Here is a 22,218-nt window from a genome sequence, read left to right as displayed (position 1 = left end):
TACGGCGGGTATACATTCGCCTTATCAGGATGAATGATATTGCCGATACATGGCTGAATTTAAAAAGTCAGTCGGCTTGATATCAGCCGGTAAATACCTTGCGTTTGCGCGAAGAGTGATCAAGATGATCCAGGCGTCTTTCCGCCTCGTTTTTCATATGATTACACATGGCGTCCAGCAGCACCGACACAATGACGGCAGGGGCGGAATAGGAATCAAACACCAGGCTGGTATTGATAGGCACCTGCAGCAGCCTGTCCGACCAACGGGAGTAATCCGCCAAACCGGCATCCGCCACCAGGGCCACGGATATACCGATTTCCCGGGCAAACTCCAGGGCCCGCACCGTTTCCCGTGGATACAACGGCATCATGAAGGCCAGCAAGGTTTTACCGCCGGCGGCTTTTACCTGCTCAAGCAGATCTTCATTGATGGAACCGCCGCCGGTCAGCAGACGGACATCGGGATGCACCTTCGAGGCGAAGTAGGAAAATTGCGTCGCCAGGCCGCTTGACGCCCGCAGCCCGAGGACGGCCAGCGGCCGGGATGAAGCAAGGGCCTCGCCGAAGGAATCAATCAGGCTCTCATCGGCAAGCATTTTCCCCAGCTCTTCAAGGTTGTGCATTTCCGCTTGCGCCGCCGCCTGATAGCGATTGGCCAGGGTTTCCGACCGGGCTTCGGTGACGCTTAGACCGGAACGAAGATGTCTGCGCATCTCAAGATAGCCGCCAAAACCCAGAGAGGTGGCGAATCGGGTCACAGAGGGCTGGCTGACATTGGCAAGCTTTGCCAGCTCGAGACTGGAAAGAAAGCCGATTTCATTGCTGTTTTCAATCAGGCATTGGGCAATCCGCCGCTGTGCCGGCGTGAGACGCTGGCCCTGGGCACGCCGCTCAAGCTCGGCATAAATGGCTTGCCGCTCGTTTTGCGTGCTGATAGCGGTAACGCCTGGCATATCAGGAATGTTGAGGTCTTTGTTAAACTCACTGTCAGCCATTGTGATTCCTGTGGGAAGAGTGTCGAAGTGGTCGACGAATTCACTTTCAGCCATGCTTATCACCCTATATTTCAGCCTGCAGTCTATACAAAATTAGTATCTACCGCTACCGGACTGCGACCCTTCGTTTACCACATTTATTGGACGCCAACTTACAATATACTGATTTATACCCTAAATAATTCGAGTTACTGGCAAGCCAACACCCCTGCGACTTGAAGTATGACGGGTATATAAGGCTATTTAAATAACCGGCAAAACCTTCGCCATGGCGAACAGCTCCTCCGGCTTGCGGTGCGGGAAAGCCACGCCTAGATTCCACGGAAATATATAATGGATCCAGCGATGCATGCGAATTACATAGGTCATCATTGCGCCGGTAAGCTCAACGTATTCTTCCTTGGTGGCCAGCGTATCCAATGCGTCGGAATACATTTGTCCCATGGCATGCATATTGGTCAGGCCGAGATCGGTCATGAATTCAAATACGTTAAAGGTTGCCGTTAAAAATTCGCGGGTAATACGATTGAGGGTAGGCAACTGCATATCGTCGTATTGGGATATTTTCAGGAAACGATACATCACGTCAGCGCCCACCAGCATCAAATAGGCCTCAAGATGCACCAATACCGAAAAGGACTGTTCACCGCTGCCGGCGCCGCTGTCGATAATGCCCCAGCGAATTTTCTGGATTTCTTCGGGTTCATGCAGCCAGACGCGATCAATTTCTTTCTCGATAATGGCTTTTGCGTCACGCCAGTGACCTTCAAATTTCGTGATGCTAGACATCAGGCGGCCTTCCTCACAATGATTTCAACGGTATTGCGCCGGGGTTGCGCAACGGTATGTTCCCAAACGTGAGCGCCAAGCCGCTGCAGCGCGGGCAGATCCTCCGCAAAGACCTCGCCGAATTTATTCACTTTCGCGCTTTCGGTAATACGGCCGTAGGTCAGGCAAATCGATTGCCCGGGCGCGTAGAGATACACCGCTCCAGGAGAGCGCGGCACCATATTGCTGCGGCCAAGATGCACAATGCGGGTCGGCATCCATACGGCTTCGCCGGAAATAACCACATGGCCCAGCATGCTGTGCAGGGGCAGCTGCGCCAACACTTGCCGAACCACGTCAGGATTGTCATCGGTCAGTAGTTTTGCTCTGAAGGTCAGCTCCAGCTCAGGGACATGAAACTCAAGTGTATCCTTTGAAGACATCGTGCTCTCCAGTAGTATCGTTTATTTCAGTTTATTTATTATGAATAATTTTATACTTTGTGTAAATGAATAATATGATTCTTTTGCAAAGGAGGGTTGGCGCTGAAAGTGCTGAGGAGTGGATTTGAGGCGGAAAACGACAACAAAAAGCCGATGCACAGGGCATCGGCTAAGGTTATTGCAGCGGCGTTGATAACGAGTCCGCCATCGGCATCGCGAAAAATTAGTTGTTTAAGGCGTTACCGATAAGAATGGAAGTGATTATTCCCGTCGCCACGGCCACTAACACATAGTTACCGTTCACGTAAGCCCACTCTTCGCCCCGGGGCGGCTCATACAGGCCGCGTTGACGCCAATCATGCACACGGTAGTGATCGTTGCGATATTGGGGCGGCAATGGGCGTCCGCGGCGGAAATCATGGCCGTTGGCGGCAAAATGATCCCGTTCACGGCCACGGAAGTCACCACGTTGCGGGCTGGCATGGCCCTGCGGTCCCTCGTGGCCCCGTTGTGCTTCATGGCCTTTTTGATGCCACTGCTGGTCTTGTCCGCCATGGTCGTCGGCGAAGGACGCAATGGGCAGGCAGGAGCTGGTAGCAATCAGCGTCATCACTATCGCCAATGTTGTTTTTTTCATATTCATGATCTCCATGACAAACTGCTTGTATAGCCAGTAATGCATTAATAATAGTTAATATAGGGACTATATGGATCACGAAATATCTTAAAAACTGCTATTTGACAAAGATTTACCGGCGTTAACGATTACTTAACACTATTCCCGAAACCGGAACGGCTTAACAGCTGATGTATGACAACGCCGATCTGCCGTATGGCATTTTCAATTTCGGCGGTTAAAGGCTGCGCATAATTTATCCGCATGCAACTGTGGAATTTTCCGGCGGTAGAGAACACCGCACCGACGGCTATACTGATGTTGTGCTCCGCCAACAGGGCGTTCAACTGTTGAGTGTCGATGCCATGATCCAGCTCGATCCACAGCAAACATCCTCCCTGGGGGCGGCTGATACGCGTGCCGCAGGGGAAATATTTCGTTATCCAGCCGGTCATGATATCAAGATTACGCTGATACTGACCTCGCATACGGCGGACATGCTTATGGTAATGGCCCTGTTTGATAAACTCCACAATGGCCAGCTGCGTCAGGCTGGCGGTTGAGCCGGAACCGGTGTATTTCATGTGGACGGCGCGATTCATATAACTGCCCGGCGCTATCCAGCCCACCCGCAGGCCCGGCGCCAGCGTTTTGGAAAAAGAGCTGCATAACAACACCCGGCCTTCATCATCCATGGAGGTTATCGTGGCGGGCCGGGGATAGCCGAATGAGAGTTCCCCGTAGACATCGTCTTCCACGATGGCCACATCATAATGTTGAGCCAGCTTTAACAGCGCTTGCCGGCGCTCGAGGGGCATATTATAACCCAACGGATTATGCGCGGTGGGGGTCACCATAATGGCCTTGACCGGCCATTGATCCAGCGCCAGTTCCAACGCTTCGACGCTGATGCCGTTCACCGGGTCGGTGGGGATTTCCAGCACTTTCATGCCCAGCCCGTGCAGAAGCTGTAAGCTGCCGTGAAAACTCGGGCTCTCCACCGCAACGATATCTCCCGGCGCGCAGACGCAGCGTACGGCAATGGACAGCGCTTCACGGCATCCATTGGTAATCATGATATTTCCGGCATCCATATGGCTGCCGCTGTCAATAAGCAGCCGGGCGATTTGCTCACGCAGCTCGAGAGACCCCCTGACATCATCATAACTCAGGGTGCGCAGATCGTGCCGCTGGCTCAAATGGCTTAATGCCCGGGTTAACGGCCTCAGGCTGCTGACGCTGACATCAGGGGCGGCCGACACAAACGTTATTTCGCCCTCCTTAAGGGGGCCCACCATCTCCAGCACCTGATCCCACTGCGGAATCGACAGGGAGCACTGAGACATAGAACACACCGCGGGCAGTTCGGGGCGGGTTTTCAACGGCGACACGAAATAGCCGGATTTGGGGCGCGCTTCCACCAGTTGCTGATCTTCCAACTCCCGATAGGCCTGTTGCACGGTGGTAATGCTGACCCCGTGTTCCTTGCTCAGTACCCGGATGGACGGCAGGCGGACACCGGCGGGATAAAGACCTTGTTCAATACGCTGACTCAGTATGGAAGCCAGATTTTGGTAACGCGTTATAGCCATAAGCAGATATCACTTCGCATCCGGCAAGGGTAAAAGACCGGAAAAAAGAGTACAGATTACCCCTATAAATAGCACATTGTGTCATGGTTGCGCCATCTGTATATGTCAAAGCACTAATGGATTGAATCTACTCTCTTTTGTTTAAAAGCTTCATGCTGTTGCCAAGCGTTCCAGAAGGACAACGGCCATGAAAAATGCAATGCAAAAGAGTGACTTCAACACCGGCAGCGACGCAAAACTATTGCACATCGCCGTAAAACGCCCTCCATGGTGGGTTGCGTTATTTCGCCGCTATCAACACTGGCGGGCTCGCAGGCGCGATCGTAGGGCATTGATGTCGTTGAACGAGAGTCAATTACGGGATATCGGGCTAAGCCGTGGCGACCTGCCCTACCGGGATGAGAGAAAATTCTAGCCCGCCAACAGGGGGGTTAATCACCATAAGGGTAGGAGTAATGTGCTTGGCTGTATTTCTGAGGGGATAAATCCCCAATGCCGGTAAAAAGCATGGGCATTATCAGATAATGCATGAACCAACAACGCTTTGGTGCCAACCTGCTCAGCGACTTGCCGGGAGCGTAAAACGGCGTCTTTCAGCAATCCGACGCCCAGACCGAGCCCATGGTAACGTTCATCTACCGCCAGACGCCCCAAAACCAGAACGGGTATAGGCTCGGGCATGTTACGCCTTAACGCTCCAGACACGATTTGTCGCTGTACACTGCCCGTTGCCAATGCGTAAAAACCGATGACCTGCTTAGAGTCCGATTCGCGGATGATAAAGGTCCGGGATGCGCCACTGGTTTGGTTTTTCAGCGCTTTACGTTTAAGCCATTCATCCAATGAGGGGTCTGAGCAATGGAAATCTCCGGTAATATGCTTCTATTGATGGGCGTTTCTTTGGCCTCTGTTTTCGCTAATCTCATCACTCTTTTACCCCGTAGCGGATTGCTATACGCCTTAGTGTATATCTAATTGCTATACGAGGGTGGGGCGACGGTGTTTACCGTCACTCTCTTACCCTTAGAAGATGGCTTTGAACTGGCGGGCGAAAAAAGGATGATGAAATACAGAATAAAAAAATTACACATGCCGCAGGAAAATTAATGACCATTTCAAGCAAACGAACGACAACCAAAGGCATGGCGTGTTTGAAAGGGTAGAATATCGCCCATGAACTTGCATAGGTCACTATGTAATCCCCATTTTGCTGCAAGTAGATCCAACGGTTTACTTTGAGTTGAATCAGATCCAGGCTCGGACAAATTTTCAAACAGTGATTCTGCTAGAGCTAATACTTCATACTTAAAATCATAAGGGACACAGTTGAATCTGCATAGCCGGTCAAGTATAAACCCTCCGGTTTTCTTTGCCTCCGTGCTTTTCAATAATGACGTATCGGGCAATTCCTTTTGATGCCATAACGAAACGGCTATTGTTTTAATATCTTCAACGTTTGCCTTTTCAAGGCCTGCAAGGCATACGCGTTGAAATGCTTGATTTAAATCTGCATTAATCATAGTTCCCCCATGAGCTCTTTGTACATAGAAATAGCATACTCAATCTTTGAAGGCAATCCAGATTGACCAACTGCGTAATCCGCAGCTTCCATGGCCTTGGTTCTAAATTCATCAATAGATAAACCGGCCCGAAAGAGGGCATATATATCTTCTTGATCCATGTCACCAAATCTTCCTAGTTTACTAATTGCAAGATCGCATTTACTAATAAGATAAACCCATAATGGCGAAGGCGTATTGGTTTCAATACCGATCGCATTAATATCATAGTCTTCATGCATCGGGGCTAATGCTGGATTAAAGTGAGAATCGTAAACTAAAAGACTAGGACCGTGCTTGTTATCTAAAAAATCGACCGGGCTAATAGATTCTATTAGCCCGATGGCTTTTTCTTTCATACTACGGCAAAAATCCATTTGACTGTCTAAATCGCTGCTTATACGAATATTTGTATGCAAATGCATTGCACAACCACCAAATATGTAAGCTTTGCATGATCCCGGTGCAGTAAAACCACGCAAACATAATTCAATTTTTATATTTGAGAACATAGTAAATATTGCATTTGCGAAAGGTGTATCAGTAAACATTTATTCATTTTTCTAAAAACAAAAAACAAAAATATCACTTAGACGAAAAAGTTAACTAAACGTTTCGTCTCATTTCCAAAATTTTATTTTTTTTAATTACGATGATACTATCGCATGAAATTAAAATGATATCATTTCATGTATTTTAATATAGGTATTTTATGGTAAATAAAATAGTGGAGATGAAACCGGCAAGCTGCCCATCTCCCCATCGATCGGGCCTTGTGTTGCGATGGCTGGCGATACCGCCGACTCGCGCCGATATTCAGCTCATATACCAGCCGCCGTTGACATTGATGGTTTGTCCGGTGATGTAGCCATTGTTAAGCAGCATCATCAGCACTGCCGTCACCTCTTCCGTTTTGCCGAAGCGTTTTACCGGCAAAAGATCCGGCGTGATCTTCGGGTTGTTTTTGATCATGTCGGTTTCAATCAATGCCGGCGCGATGGCGTTCACCGTCACGCCCTTACCCGCCAGCAGATTGGCATAGCTGTGCATCAATCCCAACTGCCCGGCTTTGCTGGCGGCGTAATGGGGCCCTATCACCCCGCCGGTTTGGGCCGCCATGGACGATATCATAATCACCCTGCCCCAGCCGCGCCGCTGCATGGCGGGCAATACCGCGTGGGACATCAAAAATGACGAGGTGAGGTTAGCCGCCAGCACCGCCCCCCAATCGTCCGGGGTGATATCCTGCCAGTCCTGGACTTTGGCAATACCGGCGTTATTCACCAGAATGTCAATTTCACCGAAGGCCCCGCGGGTTTGCAGCACGATCCGGTTCACCTGCTCCGGTGAGCTGATATCGCCTTTGAAGGCGATTGCCTGGCCGCCGTTGTGATGTATTTCATCCACCACCTGCCGGGCCTGTTCGTCGGCCTGAAGATAGCAGATCGCAACCTGGCAGCCCGCTTTGGCCAATGCAAGGGCGGCATCGCGGCCAATCCCCCTGGAGCCGCCGGAGACCAGGGCGACTTTACCGGTTAATTCACTCATGCATCCCCCGTTGAAATAAGCATGCCATTAATGGGCAATTTTCTCTCTGGCCAGTTCAGACAGGAATTGGCTGCGATTTTTATAATGGCGGCTGGTGGTAATATACCGGTCAATGGCCGTGAGCAGATTCTGCGGCATGGTAAGATTGAATTTCACCGCCTTACGCTCATATTTCGTCGGATCGATGTCCACAAATCCCACTATGCCGTTCTCCTCGGCCAATCTGGCATCCCCCAGATAACATTGCACATCCTTAGGCGGTGGGGGAAGTGGATGCCCTTCTTCAATCAAAGCCTCAATATGCACCGCAAACGCTTCTTCTGCATCTTTGCTTACGCCTGCCAAGGTATCACTGGCGAAAAAACAGCCCTCAATGCCGGGGAAGTAACCGTCGAAACCATGATCGTTTCTAAAGATAAAAATCGGATAAATCATTACACCCTCCTATAAAACCTCTCCCACCACGTTGTCAGATAAATGCGATACCGGATATCCGCTGTACCTGCTTGATGAGCCCTTTTGATACATCCTTGCGCGGATGAGGGAGAGTAATGATATTGAACCACCCAGGCTTGGTCAGCGTAACGTGACTCCCTTTGGTTTTTCTCGGACCCATCTTCCTGATATTCCACCCGTCATCTTGCAAACCCTTGATCAGTTCTCCGCTGGTCATCTGACATCCTTGTCTTCCATGGTGGGTATAATACCCACCTTCGTAATTTAAGTCAATTATGAATCAGGAGAAATTTATCAAAAAACAAATTGTTCCTTAAAATTGGGTATTTGCGTAAGAGATCGCATTGACTCATTTTTTTATTCGCGGATAAAGCCCAGTTCTACCTCTATAAAAATAAGGCAGTCACATAAATTAACGATGTAATCACATCATTAATTGCAGATCCAACGAATATTTACCTAAGTTTACCTATGACTAAAATGCCGCCAATCAATAAAGATAAAAATATTTATGTGAAAATAAATTACTGTATAAATATAAACTTCCTCATCCAGAAAATTTATATAAGCTATTGATTATATTAACATAGCAAGTAATATTTTTATTATTTTCTCTTGCCATTCTTAAAATAACTCCGTTATTATAGCCCGGCATTAATATTTTAATGTAGGGACTCTCACTCCCTGGTTGGCTTACGGCGGCATAATATGCTGATTGTATTATGTCGTCTTCTAAGTAATCATTGAACAGCAAGTCAAAACTTGTTGTAATATCAATGGTGGCTCAGGTCGGGCAGCTTTAGAGCTGGCCGAGAAACAGTAAGCCCCGGTTGTGAGAACCCGATTTGGGCCACCGCCATTGATAAATTTTTGTGCGGTGGTACTCGCAACTGAGGTCACCGTATCTGTTTCCTTGCCTCTTATGGAACATCTACGCTGCACCTCGCCTTTATCAGGTGATTACCATTGAAAACCTTCTTGATACCTCCAAACAGTGCTTTGACGACGTGCAGTGCCAATGCCAGGCGCTGGCCTTTGCCGCCTATAAAATCGAAGATGAAAACATCAGGGAATTGCTGTTATATACCCTTATAGAGAAACAGCAGCAGTTGGAAATGCTGGTGCCGCCTGCCCGATCAATCAAAACTGATATCGAATTAACGCAGTGACCTAACGCAGCAGCCTATTTATGCCCATGCAGACCTATAACGAGAGGGGAGGAGTACAGCCCCCGGCTAGAAAAAAGCAGCAACGAGATTTTATTTGTACTTATCGACACTTAGATGATCCGCTACGGGAATATCTGAGTTCAGGATTTTAAAGATTGTTTTTCCCGCTGCCACCGCAATCTGCGTCCTGCCCTCCTTGCCAAGAAATAGCGCGCTGAAGCCGGTAAGCATGACAATCACAACAACTGAAGCGATAAGCCCTGATAAACCAACGCCAAGCCATTTGACAAATTTCACCCAGGGTGGCGTGATTATTCTCCGGTACTGCGCAACCTTTTCCTGATATTCAGACACAGCATCTCTTTTGATCCTTTCCTTCGTCTCGGTAACGAATTTTTCAGACATCTCCCTTGCCTGCTGATAGAAGTGTTGCCGCATACCTTCCTGTTGGATTACCGAATCATGCAAACTTTTCAGCTGCAGCGCGAGTTGGGAACCACTCCATAGTTCGTGCCGGGCTTGCTTAATAACTTTATTCTTATGCACCTTATAAAGTGCATATGCCAGAATATGTTCAGGCTCTCCTTCTTTAATAATTAGCGAATTATACACATATTGCTTTGGAGGGGGATTCACGCTAAATGACATTTTTCATCCGTTAAAATTAGGCATGCCTTACTAAGTTTTTGTTAATCATTATAACTTTTATTTTTTTTGGTGACTTCTAAGAACGCAGTCTTGAAGATCTCTTGGTTCTCCTTACGCTCTGCCATTCTCCTATCATTAAAAACCCACCTAAGAATGAAGGCATGGCATGCGGTGAACCCTGCGCGGCAATGAATAATGAATCGTTCCTTTATCGGTAAATTACGCCACATAACATCATCGAAATCATTACGTGACTTATTAGGAACCTTAGGCCACCTTTCAGGATGATTGATAATATCGATATCAATAAGGCTTGTAATAATTTTCTTGTCTGCAATTTCCTGCATTACTTCTTGAGCAAGACGCCTTACTTTTTCAGGTGAATAATCCTCAAATTCATATTTTGTCTCAAAGAATCTTTTCATATGGCCTCCATTGTATGCGTTAAGAATACCACAAAAAGCGCCAATAAAAGACATCGCGCCGGGTTGATTATGCGCTCTTGTCCGCATAAATAATGATTGACGCAATGGAGACCGGATTAATCACTCGCTTATACCTTTTGAATGATGTTATCACGCAGTGCGATGATCTCTTTATTTAAACGCTGCAACTGCCCCAACTCCAGGTGTGAACTCGACAACAGCGTCATCGACAGGCAAGCGGACTTGTCATGCACGGCGGCGCCCTTATCGGTCAAGGTTATCATGACCTGGCGCTCATCATGAACGTTGCGGAGCCGCTGAATAAATCCTTCGTTTTCCAGGCGTTTTAACAACGGCGTCAGGGTGCTGGTTTCCAGCGCCAGCTTTTCGCCAATGGCGCCGATAGGCTGCTCCCCCTGCTCCCATAACACATTTAACACCAAAAACTGCGGATAGGTGACGCCCATGGCATCCAGCATCGGTTTATAAAGCCTTTTGATGGCCAACGCGGTTGAATAAATCGAATAACACAGCTGGTCTTCCAGGCGCGGCGGCTTTGTCACTTCAGACTCCAGGGTTGTTTTGCATGATGCCAGATGGATAGGTCGACGATCAGCATAGCAACAAATCCAGATTTTATCTATCGCAATAACAAATCGCTTGACACGCTCCGATGCTTTCATCATTATCTATCGCAGCAATACTTATCGCGATAAACAATTATCATCATGCTTTGCAATGAAGACGATACACCGCGAGCGGGCAAGGCCTGTTTTCAACCCATTTACCTGTTTAGGAGATTTATCATGTTTAAAAGATCACTGAGTATGCTAGCTGCCGGCATCGTGCTTTCACTTTCGGCCCAAGGCGCGGTACAGGCCCAGCCGGTAAAAAATATCGTACTGGTGCACGGCGCGTTTGCCGATGCATCTGGCTGGCAGGCGGTCACTAGGATCCTGGATAAGAAAGGCTACAACGTTTCGCTGGTTCAAGAACCGGAAACCTCATTGGCTGACGATGTGGCCGCCACCCAGCGTGTCATTCATCAACAGCAGGGTAAAACGCTGCTGGTAGGCCATAGCTACGGCGGGTTTATCATCAGCGAAGCGGGCCAGGATCCGCAGGTGGCGGGGCTGGTTTATATTGCCGCCTTCCAGCCGGAAAAAGGGGAAACACTGGGCGCCCTGGCGGGAAGAATTCCCCAGGCCAGCAAGGGCATTACCGCTACTCCCGACCATTTCCTGTATCTTGACCCCAAGGTTTATCATGCTGATTTCGCAGCCGATATATCCGCCAGCCAGGCCGGTTTCATGGCCCGTTCCCAGGTAATGCCCGCCGCGGCCATTTTCGGCACGCCGGCGGAGCAGCCCGCATGGAAGACCAAACCTAGCTGGACACTGGTCGCCACTCAAGACCGATCCATCAACCCCGATCTGGAACGCTTCATGGCGAGCAGGGCCAAAAGCCAGGTTGTGGAAGTTAAAGGCAGCCACGCCGTGTATATTTCGCAGCCTGGCAAGGTCGCCGCGCTCATTGAAAAAGCAGCCAATAGCTTATCAGATAAATAAACCATCACCGCCAGCGCGCCTGGTTCAGGCAGGCGCCCATCACTCCCCGATGGGCAAATAACCCTGCCAGGCAGGCTTCGCCGGCTCGCCATTGGGGTTCTCATGAAGATGCAGATAAAATCCCCCCACCTTATCCAATAGCAGGCAGTCATCAACGTCTTTCAGGTTATCCTTGTGCTGCTGGTCGGTCCCGAGCAACAGCGTCTTTAGCGCCCGGCTTTTGGCAGCATCGGCATCCTCGGCCACAAACAGATCGAACTCATGCAATTCCGCCAGGGTATCCGGCCGGTATCCGCCGGCATTAACGAAAAAGAGCTTCTGTTTGCCCTGATAGGGTTCGGTGGACAACGTGACATCATAGCCGTCGGTCCACTTTATGATCGTATAGCCGTCAAGATGAATCTTGTCTTTGTCGCCATACCAGGCTTCACGCAAAAGCGGCCAGGCCTGTTCAGGCGTTTCCACTGCGGCAAACTGCACGTCGTGAACTTCGATATTAGACTTGCCTGCATTGCCGCCCAGATAAAACATGTACAAATTCATATAGCTAGACCTCGGCATCAACCATTATATAGAAACTCATATAACGCATGATGCTATAAATGTTGAACATGTTTTGGAAGCAAAGATGCCCTATGGACACGTTTGAAAACCAAGATGCAATGCCGTTGGCAGGGATAGTGTCTGGTCATATAGACCAGAAATAACCTTAGGGCTTGTCTATGCTTTCGCTTTTCTCGATTTTATCAAGTTTATCTATCGCTTGCTGTACCATGAGATCTTCGCTTTCTTGTGCTTCAGTTATAATATCTTCATCTATCTCTACCACATTCCCCCGATGATCTCTGCCGGAGAGTAAATTCCAACAAGCGATAAAAAGGGAGGCAATCAGCGGGCCGATGATAAATCCATTAAGGCCGAAGAATGCCATGCCGCCAAGGGTAGAGATAAGCACCACATAGTCAGGCAATTTAGTGTCTTTACCCACGAGCAGCGGCCTGAGGATATTGTCCACCAAACCAATAATGACGACGAAAAATACCACTAAAAAGAAGCCCTTCCAGACAACGCCGGCAAAGAAGAAATAGATAGCAACGGGCGCCCAGATGATGGCTGAACCAATAGCGGGAATGAGCGAAAGGAATGCCATCAGCGCGCCCCAAAGCATAACCCCTTTAACGCCCACGATATAAAACGCCATGGCGCCTAAAGCGCCTTGGACAAGAGCGACAATAACAGTCCCTTTTACCGTTGCTTTTGCTACGGCGGCGAATTTTACAAACAGATGGTGTTTGATATATCTGGATAAAGGGAGCGAGTCGAGGATCAATTTAACAAGATGAGATCCATCTTTCAAAAAGAAAAACATCAGATATAACATAATGCCAAAGCTGACCGTGAAACTAAAAGTACTCTCGCCGATCAAAAGCACACTGTTGGCGAGCGTTTGACTCCCCCGCATAAATACATCGGATAATTTGTGTTGCAGCGTCGTGACATTGCTCAAATCGTGTACGGAAATGTATTCCTGCATTCTTTTGGGAAGGTGCTCCAGGGCGCCGTTGAAAATGGTGGCAAACGGTATCTGGTTATGTTGAACTGCGTTATATAAATCATTGCATTCCATTGCAAGCGAGGTTGTGATTAATGAAAGAGGTATGAAAACAATGAGGCAAATAAAAATAATAGTTATAAAAGAGGCCAGTCCATTTTTGTCTTTGAGTTTTTCTCTTATCTTTGTTTTTATAGGATAAAAAAGCAGGGCAAGGATTGCGGCCCAAAGAATTGCGGAGTAATAAGCCTTAAGAACAAGAATAAAAGCAATAGTACTGATTACTAACAATAAAACAAAGAAACCTTCATTCATTCCCTTAACTTTCATTTAAAAATTCCAGCATATTAGAAAAATTATCTGCAAATAGTGTAGTAAAAATTGCACTTTTTGCAATATTCTCCCCTCGAGTAATTGCCCCTACCAACTGAAATTAAAACCATGGCCATTAGACTTACCGCCACCCTACCCGGCCCCTGAGACCGGGCGTTCATTACCCTGATTGTTCAGTGAGGGACTAAAAAGTTTGCCAGTTCGCGTCCGGCGCCAAATTTTTAAGCTTGCCGACCACGGCCGGCGTCTTTTTAGCCGGTGCCCTGCGCTGTTTTTGAGCGGACGTACCATTGGCCGGGATTCTTGCGAAGGTCTGTCCCGTAGCCGCATCGTTCAGGCTACCGGCTCGTTGAGCTGCCTGCATCGACGCCGCCGCCCGTGCCCGACTCTGGTATAACGGCTCAACGGAGGATGTTCTGCCGCGGCCTTGCGCTAACGGCTCAACGGCGGATGTTCCGGCACGGTTTTGCACGGCCCGCTCACCCATTTGCGAACGGTCCTGGGCCACCAGTTCACCTACCAGCGCCTTGGCTCGCCCCGGGACGGTGGTTACCGGCGCCAGTTGGAATAGCGCCACCATTTCGGTGAGATAATGGGCCTGCTCTTCCAGAGACGCCGAGGCGGCGGCGGATTCTTGTACCAGCGAGGAATTTTGCTGGGTAACGCTATCCATTTCCGTCACCGCCTGGCCGATTTGTGCAATTCCCTTACCTTGCTCATCGGATGCAGAGGCGATTTCTCCCATAATATCCGTCACATGGGTGATGGCCTTGACGATATCCCCCATAGTGGCGCCCGCATTGGCAACCTGTTTAGAACCGATACCGACGCGCTCCACCGATTCGCCGATCAGGGTTTGAATCTCTTTCGCCGCCTGTCCGCTGCGCTGCGCCAGGCTGCGCACTTCACCCGCCACCACGGCGAATCCCCGGCCCTGTTCGCCGGCCCGGGCTGCTTCCACCGCCGCGTTGAGGGCCAGAATATTGGTCTGGAAAGCAATGCCGTTGATAACATCGATGATTTCGACGATTTTCTTTGAACTGGCGGCTATGCTGCCCATGGTCGCCACAACTTCCTCGACAATGATGCCGCCCTTCTTGGCGGTCTCCGAGGCGTCTTTCGCCAGTTTACTGGCCTGGTGGGCATTTTCTGTGTTGTGTTTTACCGTTGAGTTGAGCTGTTCCATACTGGCGGCGGTCTGTTCCAGAGCGGAAGCCTGCTGCTCCGTGCGCGAGGAAAGATCGGTATTGCCTTGGGAAATCTCGCCGGCGCCTTGGTAGATGGATTCCGCGCTGCCGCGGATTTGCGTTACCGTATTAACCCAGTGGGTTTGCATGTCACGCAGGAACGGAATAAGTTCGCCGACACAGTTGCGACCCATATCGGTGATGGTGAAACCGAGCTGACCGGCGGCCAGTGACCGAAAATGCCCTTTAATGGCATTAAGCGGCCTCACCAGATGACGCACAAGATAACGATCTGTAAACAGCAAAATTACCACTCCGGCCAACAGCGCCGCCAGTAATGCCCGTTGGCACAGGGTCGTCAACAGGGCGATCCGTTCATTGGATGCGTTCTTGATAGCGTCCACCGCGCCGTCGTATTCCTGCATTACCGAAGTGAATTGCTTACGCAGCGGTAAATAGGTGTCGTGTAGACCCTGGTTGAAATCGTCATACCGCCCGTCCTTTACCGCCAGCAGGAGCGGCTGTATGCCAAGGGTACGCAGCTGCAGCGAGCTGTTGTAAATTTTATCCACCAGCAGCGGATCCAGCTGGCCGTGATCGATGCCTTTGAACTGCGTCAAACCCTGGTCGATAAGCTCCAGCTCCGAGGCCACCGAGCCCAACTCCATGTCGGCATCGGCACGGGCGCCGGATTGTCCGGCGCGGGCCGCACGTTCCAATGTCGTGACGACACGATAATAATGGTCATTGGCGCCATTGATGATGTCGCTGTTTAGCTGTTCGTTGTTGCTCAGCTGCAAGGTTTGATTGACTTGATTAAGGGAATAAAGGGTATATGCGGAAACGCCTAGCCACAGCAAAGAGAAGAAAATAAGAATAACCATCACCGCCGTTCTTATCTTTATATTTTTTATAAAATTCATACAAGCACCCTTGCAATGTCACTTTGCTGTTTTTTTCCTGACAGCACATGCCCACGAGCGATCCGCGTCACGTTAGCGTTCAGTTGCAGTGAACGTTAAGCGAAGCCCTATCATGGGGAGATATGCCTGGCGAAAATGGCAATGGCTTTATTATCGGCAATTGACTATAAAATTTTATGCTTAGGAGCAGAAATAAACGTGGGGGGCATTCTAAGCATTCAGCCATCCGGCGCCTGTACGGACGGACGTCATCATAACTGGCATCATGCTGACGTCCACCATCAGGAGGCAGTGACTACTCCCTGTCATGGCGGGACGGGTCGAGGGACTCCATTTCGATTTCAACGCCGTATAAGCACCCCAAGGGCAAAAACGCGGCCAATCTGCGCGCAACATCCATGGCGGGATCCCGCTGGGCCGGAAAGATGAACTTATCCCGGATGCGCTGCCAGAACATGTCTCTTACGGTAGAAACTGACGTATTTTTCATGATAAACCTCGTCGCAGCCAACAATCGATGCAGATCCACAGTAAAGCGCAATTTCTTTCCATATTGAAACACCTATTTGTGCTGACATTATCTGAAAAAACGATAACGTCTCCTACGACATTTCGGCGAACCGCTTGTTATGACCATAGCTTACCGTATCAGACGGTTAATTATAAATTGGCTTAATTTTTAATTCACAGTTTACGTCTCTTCTTTTAAGATGTTTTTCTAAAAAGCGAAAAGCTTGTAAATATGCAGATAAATATTAAGCTAATAGTTTTGAATTATATCTCACTTAAATAATCACAAGAATTTAATAAATAATTGAATCAGGTTTAGAGAGTGAAAATATCCTTAAATAAATTTCCCAAGAGGCTTGTATGCTTCACTTGAATGGAAATTCCCTTGCATCCCAGACCATACCCACTCTTGATTTTCGTTGTCGGAACGATGAAAAAAGGGTAATGCACAGGTTCTATGACGGGGATATAGATACCAGAGCAGACATTATTGTCCAGCTATGGCAACAGTGTCCCGTTACCCCAGCGAATCCGCTTGGTCCTTGCGACATCAGCAAATCAGTCGTTCTGGGGATAAAACTTTACGACGTTATGATCTGCGAGGGGCAGGGGAATCAGGTAAGGGATAGGATTTACCAAAGCGCATCACTGTTATTTTATGCTGCCGTCCGACGGCAGATTAATCTTGAGCATTTGAATACAAGAATCAAAGCCAGACTCTGCGCCATGACGTTGTCCAATATAAAAATGGCCAGATTAGCCGACGACTTAACTGAATTAACGGATTTATTTCAGAGTATAGGTCATTTTCTGACAATTCCAAAGGCGCTTGCGCCCATGACTCACACCTACCATCCTATGGACAGACAGGTACTGGATACCGCCATTTACTTACTTACCGTGGACAAAGAGGGTATCTTTTTCTCCAGCACGCTACTGTATAGTGAGAACGAGGCTATTGACCCTTTTGATCTCGGCAAGTACCTCAAAGACGAATCGGTATTATTCAAAAACAACGCCAAGGAAAAACTCAAGCGGCTTGTTCCAGGGCAAAAACTGCTGTTCCCAATCCTGTCCACATCCCTTAATAACAGCTCGCAACGGGCGGCGGACGGGCATTTCAGCGCGGTCCTCGCCGTCAAGACGACTGAGGGTTATCACTTTACCCTTTTTGACAGCAATAGCCCACCCGACACAAATGATAATAAGTCAGCATTGATTAAGTGCCTGATTGAGCCGGGTGAGGAGGCGAAAATCATCGCTCTGCGCCAACCGTTTCAATACCACAATGACTGCGGCCTCCATACCTACAACTTTTTCAAACTGTGCTTATCTGCGCACTACGCCGCCCGTGATGAACCCAATCTCCTGGGGGAGATGTTCGAAAATTATATTGTCCATTTGGAAACTCTTAACATCGTGTTGCAGGCAGGCAGACGGACCACCAGCTCCCTGCTTCGTTTTCAATTTGTGCTGGATTGTATGATAAACGGCTATGTCGACGGTTTGCAGGACCGGGATGATATGCTTGAACTGCTTTATAAGCTGCAGGCATACGACATGCCCGTGGTATTTGAAAAAAAGAACACCCGCCCTGCCCCGACCCTTTGGAATAATCTGCGAACTCATCTGAGAAACGTATTTCCCCTGACGCCCGCCGATCTTGGTAGAAAGGGAAATAATGTTCCGGCTGTTACCTTTAAAGAACTCAGTAAAAAAGAGCGGGAGAAAGACAGGGAACAAGACCATGGGCCGGCGTGATGTCACATGCGGCAAGATTGACGAAAAGCCGCTGCATCCTTTGCCAGCGCATCAATGTGCGCACTGAGTATTTTAATCTTATGGATTAGCGGGTTGCGATCGGGCGACGTGTCGAGATTATTGAGCTGGCTTATCAGTAATGCATTTTGCTCGCGCAGTTTCGCCTCGCGCCGCATGCTCAGATCCAATTGCTGTTGCAATGCCTCACGATCCAGCTGCCATTGCCGCTGGTGTCGCGCAAAGCTTTGCTCAAGCTCCGTTAAGGCATTATTTATACGTACTTCGAACTCTTGCAACAACATGATGGTTCCTTAAAATTCACCCTTAGCGAAGTATAACGAGTGACCGGCCAACCAACAAACCTTATGGCGGCGGCGCGGGCAAAGGGCCGGCTCGTTTGGTGACTATAGTAGTCCGACCGGGCGTCATTGCCCTATAGGATTTGTCGACAAATTCCTCCCAATCTTGAGAATTAAGGGAATATTGGCCTGATATGGTTAGCATGATAATCTAGGGTATCCAAATATTGCGTAGGGTAAAAATTAGGTATGATTCGCTTCGCTGTGATAGGTACCAATTGGATCACTCGCCAATTTATCGATGCCGCCCATGAGAGCGGCAAACTGAAACTGTCCGCTATCTATTCCCGGGATATCGCGGCAGCGCAAAAAATGGGAAAGGATTATCCCGTAGAACATTATTTTGATTCTCTGGAAGCAATGGCGGCATCCGATGCCGTGGATGCGGTATATATCGCCAGTCCCAATTCTTTTCATTGCCCCCAGGCATTGCTGTTTATGCGCAATAAAAAGCACGTCATTTGCGAAAAGCCCTTGGCCTCGAACCTGTGGGAAGTGGAACAGATGATAACCTGCGCGCGGGAGCATCAGGTGGTGCTGTTCGAGGCATTCAAAACCGCCAGTTTACCTAATTTCCTGGCGCTTCAACAGGCATTGCCTCGTATCGGCAAGGTTCGCAAGGCGCTGCTGAATTACTGCCAGTACTCTTCCCGCTACCAGAAATATCTGGACGGCGAGCTGCCGAATACCTTTAATCCGGCCTTCTCCAATGGTTCGATTATGGATATCGGGTTTTATATGCTGGCCGCCGCCGTGGCGCTGTGGGGCGAACCCCATTCTTTGCAGGCCAGTGCGACGCTTCTGGCAAGCGGCGTTGACGCCCATGGCACGGTCTGCCTGAACTACGGTGATTTTGATGTCACATTGCTGCACTCCAAAGTCAGCCAAACGGTATTGCCCTGCGAAATCCAGGGAGAGGACGGTTCATTGGTCATCGAGAAAATGTCCGAATGCCAGCAGCTTTTCCTGGTTCCGCGCAACGGCAACAAACAGGATTTGAGCCAGCCGCAGCATATCAATACCATGCTATACGAGGCGGAGCGGTTCGCCGCGCTGGTGGAAAATGGCGACGTCAACCATGATGGCCTGGCAGTATCCCGCAGTACGGCTAAACTGCTGACGGAGATACGGCGCCAGACCGGGGTTGTCTTCCCCGCTGACCGTTCCCGTGCCGATACGGTGGCATAATGGCGCGGTCCCTACCGGTATTGATTCTGCAAACCGGCGATGCCCCCGAGGAGGTCAGCCAGGCTAACGGTAACTATGACCGTATGTTTCTCGCCGCCGCGGGTCTGCGGCCGGAACAGGCGGCGGTGGTGCATTTGCCGTCGGGTGATCGGCCGCAGGAGCCCGGCGCCTATGGCGGTGTGTTGATTACCGGTTCATCGGCCATGGTGACCGACCGCTTGCCCTGGAGTGAATTCGCCGCCGGCTGGCTGCGCCAGGCCATGGCGGAACGCGTGCCGATTTTCGGGGTATGTTATGGACATCAACTGCTGGCCTACGCCATGGGCGGCGAGGTGGACTATCATCCCGGCGGCATGGAGCTGGGCACCTTGGATATCGAACTGTTGCCGGCGGCTGGGCAAGATCCCTTGCTGGCATCGTTGACGCAGGGCTTCCCGGTGAACCTTATCCATTCACAAACCGTGCTGACCCCTCCGCCGGAGGCGGTGGTATTGGCCCGTTCCCAGCGAGATCCCCATCAGATCCTGCGCTATGGCGAAAATACGATAACCGTGCAGTTCCATCCGGAATTCACCGCTGAAGTCATGCACGGCTTTCTGCGGTCCATGACGGAGGAACAGCCGGAACGGGAGCTGGAGCTGGCACGGGTGGGCACCGGTATTAGCGGTACGCCGCAAAGCCGGGATCTGATGGCGACATTTGTTAACCGCTATATTTTACGCAAAGGGTCGTGACCCTTTGCCGCGCTTTAACCCGAGCCTCGCGGTTTAAACAGCCGGCGTGCAGCGGAAGCTGACGGCGAAAAGCGCGACGGCGGCGGGCAAGTTGACTGTCGCAAATTTTTACATTATTGTTCCCTTAGCAAAGGGGAGTAACTTCTTCGTCGGTTTGCCGTCATTACGATGCTTGCGCATCCGGCTACCGGGCAACCAGAATAGAAAAATTCATCTGCGTTGTAAGTGAGACCTTGCCGGAAGGCAAGGTTCGTTTACAGCCCGGAATGGGGAAAACGGCTGACGCCTTCCGCGGTTAGCCGTTTTTTTTATGAAGGAAATCGCATATGAATACCGTTGGCACGCCTCTGCTGTGGGGCGGTTTTATCCTGGTGGTGGTGATTATGCTGGCCGTGGATCTGTTGCTCCAGGGCCGCACCATGACGCTCAAACGCGCCGCCTGGTGGTCGGTGGTCTGGGTTTCGCTGTCCCTGCTGTTCAACGCCGCCTTATGGTGGCATCTCTCCGACACCCAAGGGCGGGCCGTCGCCGACACCCAAGCGCTGGCTTTTCTCACCGGCTACCTTATAGAGAAAGCCCTGGCGGTGGACAACGTGTTTGTCTGGCTGATGCTGTTCGGTTATTTTGCCATCCCGACCCAGATGCAGCGCCGGGTATTGATTTACGGGGTACTGGGAGCCATCGTGCTGCGTACCCTGATGATTTTCGGCGGCAGTTGGCTGGTGACGCAATTCCAGTGGCTGCTCTATCTGTTCGGCGCGTTTTTACTGCTGACCGGCATCAAGATGGCCTTCTCAAAAGAGAACGACGCCGTATTGGGTGAAAAACCATTGGTCCGCTGGCTGCGCGGGCATTTACGCATGACCGATCAATTGCAGGGAGAGCGCTTTTTTATCCGGCGCAACGGCTTGCTGTTTGCCACTCCCCTGTTGCTGGTGCTGATACTGGTGGAATTCAGCGACGTGATATTCGCCGTCGATAGCATCCCGGCCATTTTTGCCGTGACCACAGATCCCTTTATCGTCCTGACATCCAATCTGTTTGCCATCCTCGGCCTGCGCGCTATGTATTTTATGCTGGCCGGGGTTGCCGAACGCTTCTCGCTATTGAAATACGGGCTGGCGGTGATCCTGGTTTTTATCGGCGTGAAAATGATGATAGTGGATTTTATCCATATCCCGATTTCCGTTTCGCTGGGCGCGGTGGCGGCGATATTAGCCGGCACGCTGATAATCAACGCCTGGATCAATCATCGCCGGGATACGCGCGGTAACCAGTAATGCCTGGGTCAGGCATCGGCAAGACTATCGGGTGCTGACCGCCGTGGTCTCGTCCTTGAACGGGTCGATGCCGCGCAGCTGCATACGGCGAAAACGGATGATGGCAATGCCGTTGACGATAAGAAAACTGCCCTCGGTCAACGAACCGCCAATGGAACCCAGCCACAGATTATGGGTCACCCAGCCGGCGGTGGAGCACCACATAATGCAACGGGTGGTGAGTCCGCGGGTACGGAACAGCGCCCAGGTGCTGGCTACCGTGCCGGTAACCGGCAACAGTTCGACCCAGTGCTTCACTTCGCCAAGGCCCAGCGCCGTGGTCAGGATGATAAAGACAAACATCACCATGATACTGCGGGTGCGGGTGGCTATCAGGGTGCGCAGCGCATTAAGCTCCGCGCTCGCGCCCGCGGCGTTGGCGCCCATTAAAAAGAAGTGGCAACCGATAATGGCGCTGTATAAAGAAAGCTGCAGTTTGAATTTGCGGTCATCACGCTTGATAAACATGGTGATGCCGACGATAAAAGCCAATCCCCCCACTGCTTGGGCGATCCAGTAAAGGCTCATGGTACGGCGTTCCTATTAAATGACGCAAAACTGTA

At 50.1% G+C, this 22,218-nt stretch carries 27 protein-coding genes; 7 read left to right on the top strand and 20 right to left on the bottom strand.

Features of this window, described 5'->3' with window-relative positions:
• Positions 1–82: 82 nt before the first annotated feature.
• The 5 genes from ACL2XJ_RS11445 to ACL2XJ_RS11425 form a co-directional block, all read right to left on the bottom strand.
• A complete protein-coding gene (locus ACL2XJ_RS11445) occupies positions 83–997 on the bottom strand; it encodes a MurR/RpiR family transcriptional regulator (protein WP_413726523.1) in 915 nt (304 codons plus the stop codon).
• A 243-nt stretch (positions 998–1,240) separates the two neighbouring features.
• The gene (locus tag ACL2XJ_RS11440; protein ID WP_413726522.1) at positions 1,241–1,786 is read right to left on the bottom strand and encodes a hypothetical protein; all 546 of its coding nucleotides are present in this window, start codon (positions 1,784–1,786) and stop codon (positions 1,241–1,243) included.
• Positions 1,786–2,208: a DUF3830 family protein gene (locus ACL2XJ_RS11435; RefSeq protein WP_132923507.1), complete on the bottom strand. Its 423-nt coding sequence runs from the start codon at positions 2,206–2,208 to the stop codon at positions 1,786–1,788. Before ACL2XJ_RS11435 ends, ACL2XJ_RS11440 begins: the two co-directional genes overlap by 1 nt.
• A gap of 223 nt (positions 2,209–2,431) precedes the next feature.
• Entirely contained in the window at positions 2,432–2,845 is a 414-nt protein-coding gene (locus ACL2XJ_RS11430) for an RcnB family protein (protein WP_132923508.1), read from the bottom strand.
• 128 nt (positions 2,846–2,973) lie between these two features.
• Positions 2,974–4,410: a PLP-dependent aminotransferase family protein gene (locus tag ACL2XJ_RS11425; protein WP_413726881.1), complete on the bottom strand. Its 1,437-nt coding sequence runs from the start codon at positions 4,408–4,410 to the stop codon at positions 2,974–2,976.
• Positions 4,411–4,603: 193 nt separating this feature from the next.
• On the opposite strand from ACL2XJ_RS11425, the gene ACL2XJ_RS11420 reads away from it, so the two are divergent.
• A complete protein-coding gene (locus tag ACL2XJ_RS11420; RefSeq protein WP_413726521.1) occupies positions 4,604–4,831 on the top strand; it encodes a DUF1127 domain-containing protein in 228 nt (75 codons plus the stop codon).
• A 20-nt stretch (positions 4,832–4,851) separates the two neighbouring features.
• Here the strand turns inward: ACL2XJ_RS11420 and ACL2XJ_RS11415 are convergent, their stop codons facing one another.
• The 6 genes from ACL2XJ_RS11415 to ACL2XJ_RS11390 all read right to left on the bottom strand — a co-directional run bounded on the left by ACL2XJ_RS11415 (position 4,852) and on the right by ACL2XJ_RS11390 (position 8,196).
• The gene (locus ACL2XJ_RS11415) at positions 4,852–5,259 is read right to left on the bottom strand and encodes a GNAT family N-acetyltransferase (RefSeq protein ID WP_413726520.1); all 408 of its coding nucleotides are present in this window, start codon (positions 5,257–5,259) and stop codon (positions 4,852–4,854) included.
• Between the two features lie 272 nt (positions 5,260–5,531).
• On the bottom strand, positions 5,532–5,936 hold the full coding sequence (locus tag ACL2XJ_RS11410) for a hypothetical protein (RefSeq protein ID WP_132923510.1): 405 nt from the start codon (positions 5,934–5,936) through the stop codon (positions 5,532–5,534).
• A complete protein-coding gene (locus tag ACL2XJ_RS11405; RefSeq protein WP_413726519.1) occupies positions 5,933–6,526 on the bottom strand; it encodes a DUF6036 family nucleotidyltransferase in 594 nt (197 codons plus the stop codon). The genes ACL2XJ_RS11410 and ACL2XJ_RS11405 overlap by 4 nt, the downstream gene beginning before the upstream one ends.
• 265 nt (positions 6,527–6,791) lie before the next feature.
• Positions 6,792–7,523 (bottom strand): SDR family NAD(P)-dependent oxidoreductase, encoded by a 732-nt coding sequence (locus ACL2XJ_RS11400; protein WP_413726518.1) that lies wholly within the window; start codon positions 7,521–7,523, stop codon positions 6,792–6,794.
• A 27-nt stretch (positions 7,524–7,550) separates the two neighbouring features.
• Positions 7,551–7,958, bottom strand: a complete 408-nt coding sequence (locus tag ACL2XJ_RS11395) for a type II toxin-antitoxin system HicB family antitoxin (protein WP_132923513.1) — start codon at positions 7,956–7,958, stop codon at positions 7,551–7,553.
• A gap of 34 nt (positions 7,959–7,992) precedes the next feature.
• Positions 7,993–8,196, bottom strand: a complete 204-nt coding sequence (locus ACL2XJ_RS11390) for a type II toxin-antitoxin system HicA family toxin (protein ID WP_132923514.1) — start codon at positions 8,194–8,196, stop codon at positions 7,993–7,995.
• A gap of 739 nt (positions 8,197–8,935) precedes the next feature.
• Here ACL2XJ_RS11390 and ACL2XJ_RS11385 point away from each other — a divergent pair.
• Complete coding sequence (locus ACL2XJ_RS11385; protein WP_413726517.1) at positions 8,936–9,148, top strand: hypothetical protein; 213 nt, start codon at positions 8,936–8,938, stop codon at positions 9,146–9,148.
• A gap of 90 nt (positions 9,149–9,238) precedes the next feature.
• Here ACL2XJ_RS11385 and ACL2XJ_RS11380 read toward each other — a convergent pair whose 3' ends face one another.
• From ACL2XJ_RS11380 to ACL2XJ_RS11370, 3 genes are all read right to left on the bottom strand, one after another.
• Positions 9,239–9,796 carry a hypothetical protein gene (locus ACL2XJ_RS11380; protein WP_413726516.1) on the bottom strand — a complete coding sequence of 186 codons (558 nt, stop codon included), beginning with the start codon at positions 9,794–9,796 and terminating at the stop codon, positions 9,239–9,241.
• A 41-nt stretch (positions 9,797–9,837) separates the two neighbouring features.
• Positions 9,838–10,221: a hypothetical protein gene (locus ACL2XJ_RS11375; protein WP_413726515.1), complete on the bottom strand. Its 384-nt coding sequence runs from the start codon at positions 10,219–10,221 to the stop codon at positions 9,838–9,840.
• 128 nt (positions 10,222–10,349) lie between these two features.
• The gene (locus ACL2XJ_RS11370; RefSeq protein ID WP_203522882.1) at positions 10,350–10,784 is read right to left on the bottom strand and encodes a MarR family winged helix-turn-helix transcriptional regulator; all 435 of its coding nucleotides are present in this window, start codon (positions 10,782–10,784) and stop codon (positions 10,350–10,352) included.
• Between the two features lie 243 nt (positions 10,785–11,027).
• On the opposite strand from ACL2XJ_RS11370, the gene ACL2XJ_RS11365 reads away from it, so the two are divergent.
• Positions 11,028–11,789, top strand: coding sequence for an alpha/beta hydrolase (locus ACL2XJ_RS11365; protein WP_132923518.1), 762 nt, complete (start codon positions 11,028–11,030; stop codon positions 11,787–11,789).
• 39 nt (positions 11,790–11,828) lie between these two features.
• Here ACL2XJ_RS11365 and ACL2XJ_RS11360 read toward each other — a convergent pair whose 3' ends face one another.
• The 4 genes from ACL2XJ_RS11360 to ACL2XJ_RS11345 form a co-directional block, all read right to left on the bottom strand.
• Positions 11,829–12,332, bottom strand: coding sequence for a DUF1543 domain-containing protein (locus tag ACL2XJ_RS11360; protein WP_132923519.1), 504 nt, complete (start codon positions 12,330–12,332; stop codon positions 11,829–11,831).
• A gap of 166 nt (positions 12,333–12,498) precedes the next feature.
• A complete protein-coding gene (locus tag ACL2XJ_RS11355; RefSeq protein WP_132923520.1) occupies positions 12,499–13,671 on the bottom strand; it encodes an AI-2E family transporter in 1,173 nt (390 codons plus the stop codon).
• Between the two features lie 187 nt (positions 13,672–13,858).
• Entirely contained in the window at positions 13,859–15,784 is a 1,926-nt protein-coding gene (locus ACL2XJ_RS11350; RefSeq protein ID WP_413726514.1) for a methyl-accepting chemotaxis protein, read from the bottom strand.
• A 295-nt stretch (positions 15,785–16,079) separates the two neighbouring features.
• A complete protein-coding gene (locus ACL2XJ_RS11345) occupies positions 16,080–16,274 on the bottom strand; it encodes a hypothetical protein (RefSeq protein ID WP_413726513.1) in 195 nt (64 codons plus the stop codon).
• 380 nt (positions 16,275–16,654) lie between these two features.
• Between ACL2XJ_RS11345 and ACL2XJ_RS11340 the strand changes: the two genes are divergently transcribed.
• Positions 16,655–18,055, top strand: a complete 1,401-nt coding sequence (locus ACL2XJ_RS11340; protein WP_413726512.1) for a hypothetical protein — start codon at positions 16,655–16,657, stop codon at positions 18,053–18,055.
• Positions 18,056–18,057: 2 nt separating this feature from the next.
• On the opposite strand, the gene ACL2XJ_RS11335 is transcribed toward ACL2XJ_RS11340, so the two are convergent.
• Entirely contained in the window at positions 18,058–18,357 is a 300-nt protein-coding gene (locus ACL2XJ_RS11335; RefSeq protein WP_132923524.1) for a hypothetical protein, read from the bottom strand.
• Positions 18,358–18,603: 246 nt separating this feature from the next.
• On the opposite strand from ACL2XJ_RS11335, the gene ACL2XJ_RS11330 reads away from it, so the two are divergent.
• The 3 genes from ACL2XJ_RS11330 to ACL2XJ_RS11320 all read left to right on the top strand — a co-directional run bounded on the left by ACL2XJ_RS11330 (position 18,604) and on the right by ACL2XJ_RS11320 (position 21,616).
• On the top strand, positions 18,604–19,602 hold the full coding sequence (locus ACL2XJ_RS11330) for a Gfo/Idh/MocA family protein (RefSeq protein WP_413726511.1): 999 nt from the start codon (positions 18,604–18,606) through the stop codon (positions 19,600–19,602).
• Positions 19,602–20,336 (top strand): glutamine amidotransferase, encoded by a 735-nt coding sequence (locus ACL2XJ_RS11325; RefSeq protein ID WP_413726510.1) that lies wholly within the window; start codon positions 19,602–19,604, stop codon positions 20,334–20,336. Before ACL2XJ_RS11330 ends, ACL2XJ_RS11325 begins: the two co-directional genes overlap by 1 nt.
• 326 nt (positions 20,337–20,662) lie before the next feature.
• Positions 20,663–21,616 carry a TerC family protein gene (locus tag ACL2XJ_RS11320; RefSeq protein ID WP_132923527.1) on the top strand — a complete coding sequence of 318 codons (954 nt, stop codon included), beginning with the start codon at positions 20,663–20,665 and terminating at the stop codon, positions 21,614–21,616.
• A 24-nt stretch (positions 21,617–21,640) separates the two neighbouring features.
• Here the strand turns inward: ACL2XJ_RS11320 and ACL2XJ_RS11315 are convergent, their stop codons facing one another.
• On the bottom strand, positions 21,641–22,183 hold the full coding sequence (locus ACL2XJ_RS11315) for a YgjV family protein (RefSeq protein WP_203522890.1): 543 nt from the start codon (positions 22,181–22,183) through the stop codon (positions 21,641–21,643).
• Positions 22,184–22,218 lie beyond the last annotated feature (35 nt).

Origin of the sequence: Sodalis sp. RH16, assembly GCF_047324245.1 — a bacterium.
Taxonomy (GTDB): Bacteria; Pseudomonadota; Gammaproteobacteria; order Enterobacterales; family Enterobacteriaceae; genus Acerihabitans; species Acerihabitans ligni.
This window is presented reverse-complemented; position numbering and strand designations above follow the sequence as displayed.

Bases quoted from the DNA above. Each gene is read 5' to 3' on its own strand.
- ACL2XJ_RS11445 (WP_413726523.1), bottom strand. From the start codon at position 997: ATGGCTGACAGTGAGTTTAACAAAGACCTCAACATTCCTGATATGCCA.
- ACL2XJ_RS11440 (WP_413726522.1), bottom strand. From the start codon at position 1,786: ATGTCTAGCATCACGAAATTTGAAGGTCACTGGCGTGACGCAAAAGCC.
- ACL2XJ_RS11435 (WP_132923507.1), bottom strand. From the start codon at position 2,208: ATGTCTTCAAAGGATACACTTGAGTTTCATGTCCCTGAGCTGGAGCTG.
- ACL2XJ_RS11430 (WP_132923508.1), bottom strand. From the start codon at position 2,845: ATGAAAAAAACAACATTGGCGATAGTGATGACGCTGATTGCTACCAGC.
- ACL2XJ_RS11420 (WP_413726521.1), top strand. From the start codon at position 4,604: ATGAAAAATGCAATGCAAAAGAGTGACTTCAACACCGGCAGCGACGCA.
- ACL2XJ_RS11410 (WP_132923510.1), bottom strand. From the start codon at position 5,936: ATGATTAATGCAGATTTAAATCAAGCATTTCAACGCGTATGCCTTGCA.
- ACL2XJ_RS11405 (WP_413726519.1), bottom strand. From the start codon at position 6,526: ATGTTTACTGATACACCTTTCGCAAATGCAATATTTACTATGTTCTCA.
- ACL2XJ_RS11400 (WP_413726518.1), bottom strand. From the start codon at position 7,523: ATGAGTGAATTAACCGGTAAAGTCGCCCTGGTCTCCGGCGGCTCCAGG.
- ACL2XJ_RS11395 (WP_132923513.1), bottom strand. From the start codon at position 7,958: ATGATTTATCCGATTTTTATCTTTAGAAACGATCATGGTTTCGACGGT.
- ACL2XJ_RS11390 (WP_132923514.1), bottom strand. From the start codon at position 8,196: ATGACCAGCGGAGAACTGATCAAGGGTTTGCAAGATGACGGGTGGAAT.
- ACL2XJ_RS11380 (WP_413726516.1), bottom strand. From the start codon at position 9,796: ATGTCATTTAGCGTGAATCCCCCTCCAAAGCAATATGTGTATAATTCG.
- ACL2XJ_RS11375 (WP_413726515.1), bottom strand. From the start codon at position 10,221: ATGAAAAGATTCTTTGAGACAAAATATGAATTTGAGGATTATTCACCT.
- ACL2XJ_RS11365 (WP_132923518.1), top strand. From the start codon at position 11,028: ATGTTTAAAAGATCACTGAGTATGCTAGCTGCCGGCATCGTGCTTTCA.
- ACL2XJ_RS11360 (WP_132923519.1), bottom strand. From the start codon at position 12,332: ATGAATTTGTACATGTTTTATCTGGGCGGCAATGCAGGCAAGTCTAAT.
- ACL2XJ_RS11355 (WP_132923520.1), bottom strand. From the start codon at position 13,671: ATGAAAGTTAAGGGAATGAATGAAGGTTTCTTTGTTTTATTGTTAGTA.
- ACL2XJ_RS11350 (WP_413726514.1), bottom strand. From the start codon at position 15,784: ATGAATTTTATAAAAAATATAAAGATAAGAACGGCGGTGATGGTTATT.
- ACL2XJ_RS11345 (WP_413726513.1), bottom strand. From the start codon at position 16,274: ATGAAAAATACGTCAGTTTCTACCGTAAGAGACATGTTCTGGCAGCGC.
- ACL2XJ_RS11340 (WP_413726512.1), top strand. From the start codon at position 16,655: ATGCTTCACTTGAATGGAAATTCCCTTGCATCCCAGACCATACCCACT.
- ACL2XJ_RS11335 (WP_132923524.1), bottom strand. From the start codon at position 18,357: ATGTTGTTGCAAGAGTTCGAAGTACGTATAAATAATGCCTTAACGGAG.
- ACL2XJ_RS11330 (WP_413726511.1), top strand. From the start codon at position 18,604: ATGATTCGCTTCGCTGTGATAGGTACCAATTGGATCACTCGCCAATTT.
- ACL2XJ_RS11325 (WP_413726510.1), top strand. From the start codon at position 19,602: ATGGCGCGGTCCCTACCGGTATTGATTCTGCAAACCGGCGATGCCCCC.
- ACL2XJ_RS11320 (WP_132923527.1), top strand. From the start codon at position 20,663: ATGAATACCGTTGGCACGCCTCTGCTGTGGGGCGGTTTTATCCTGGTG.
- ACL2XJ_RS11315 (WP_203522890.1), bottom strand. From the start codon at position 22,183: ATGAGCCTTTACTGGATCGCCCAAGCAGTGGGGGGATTGGCTTTTATC.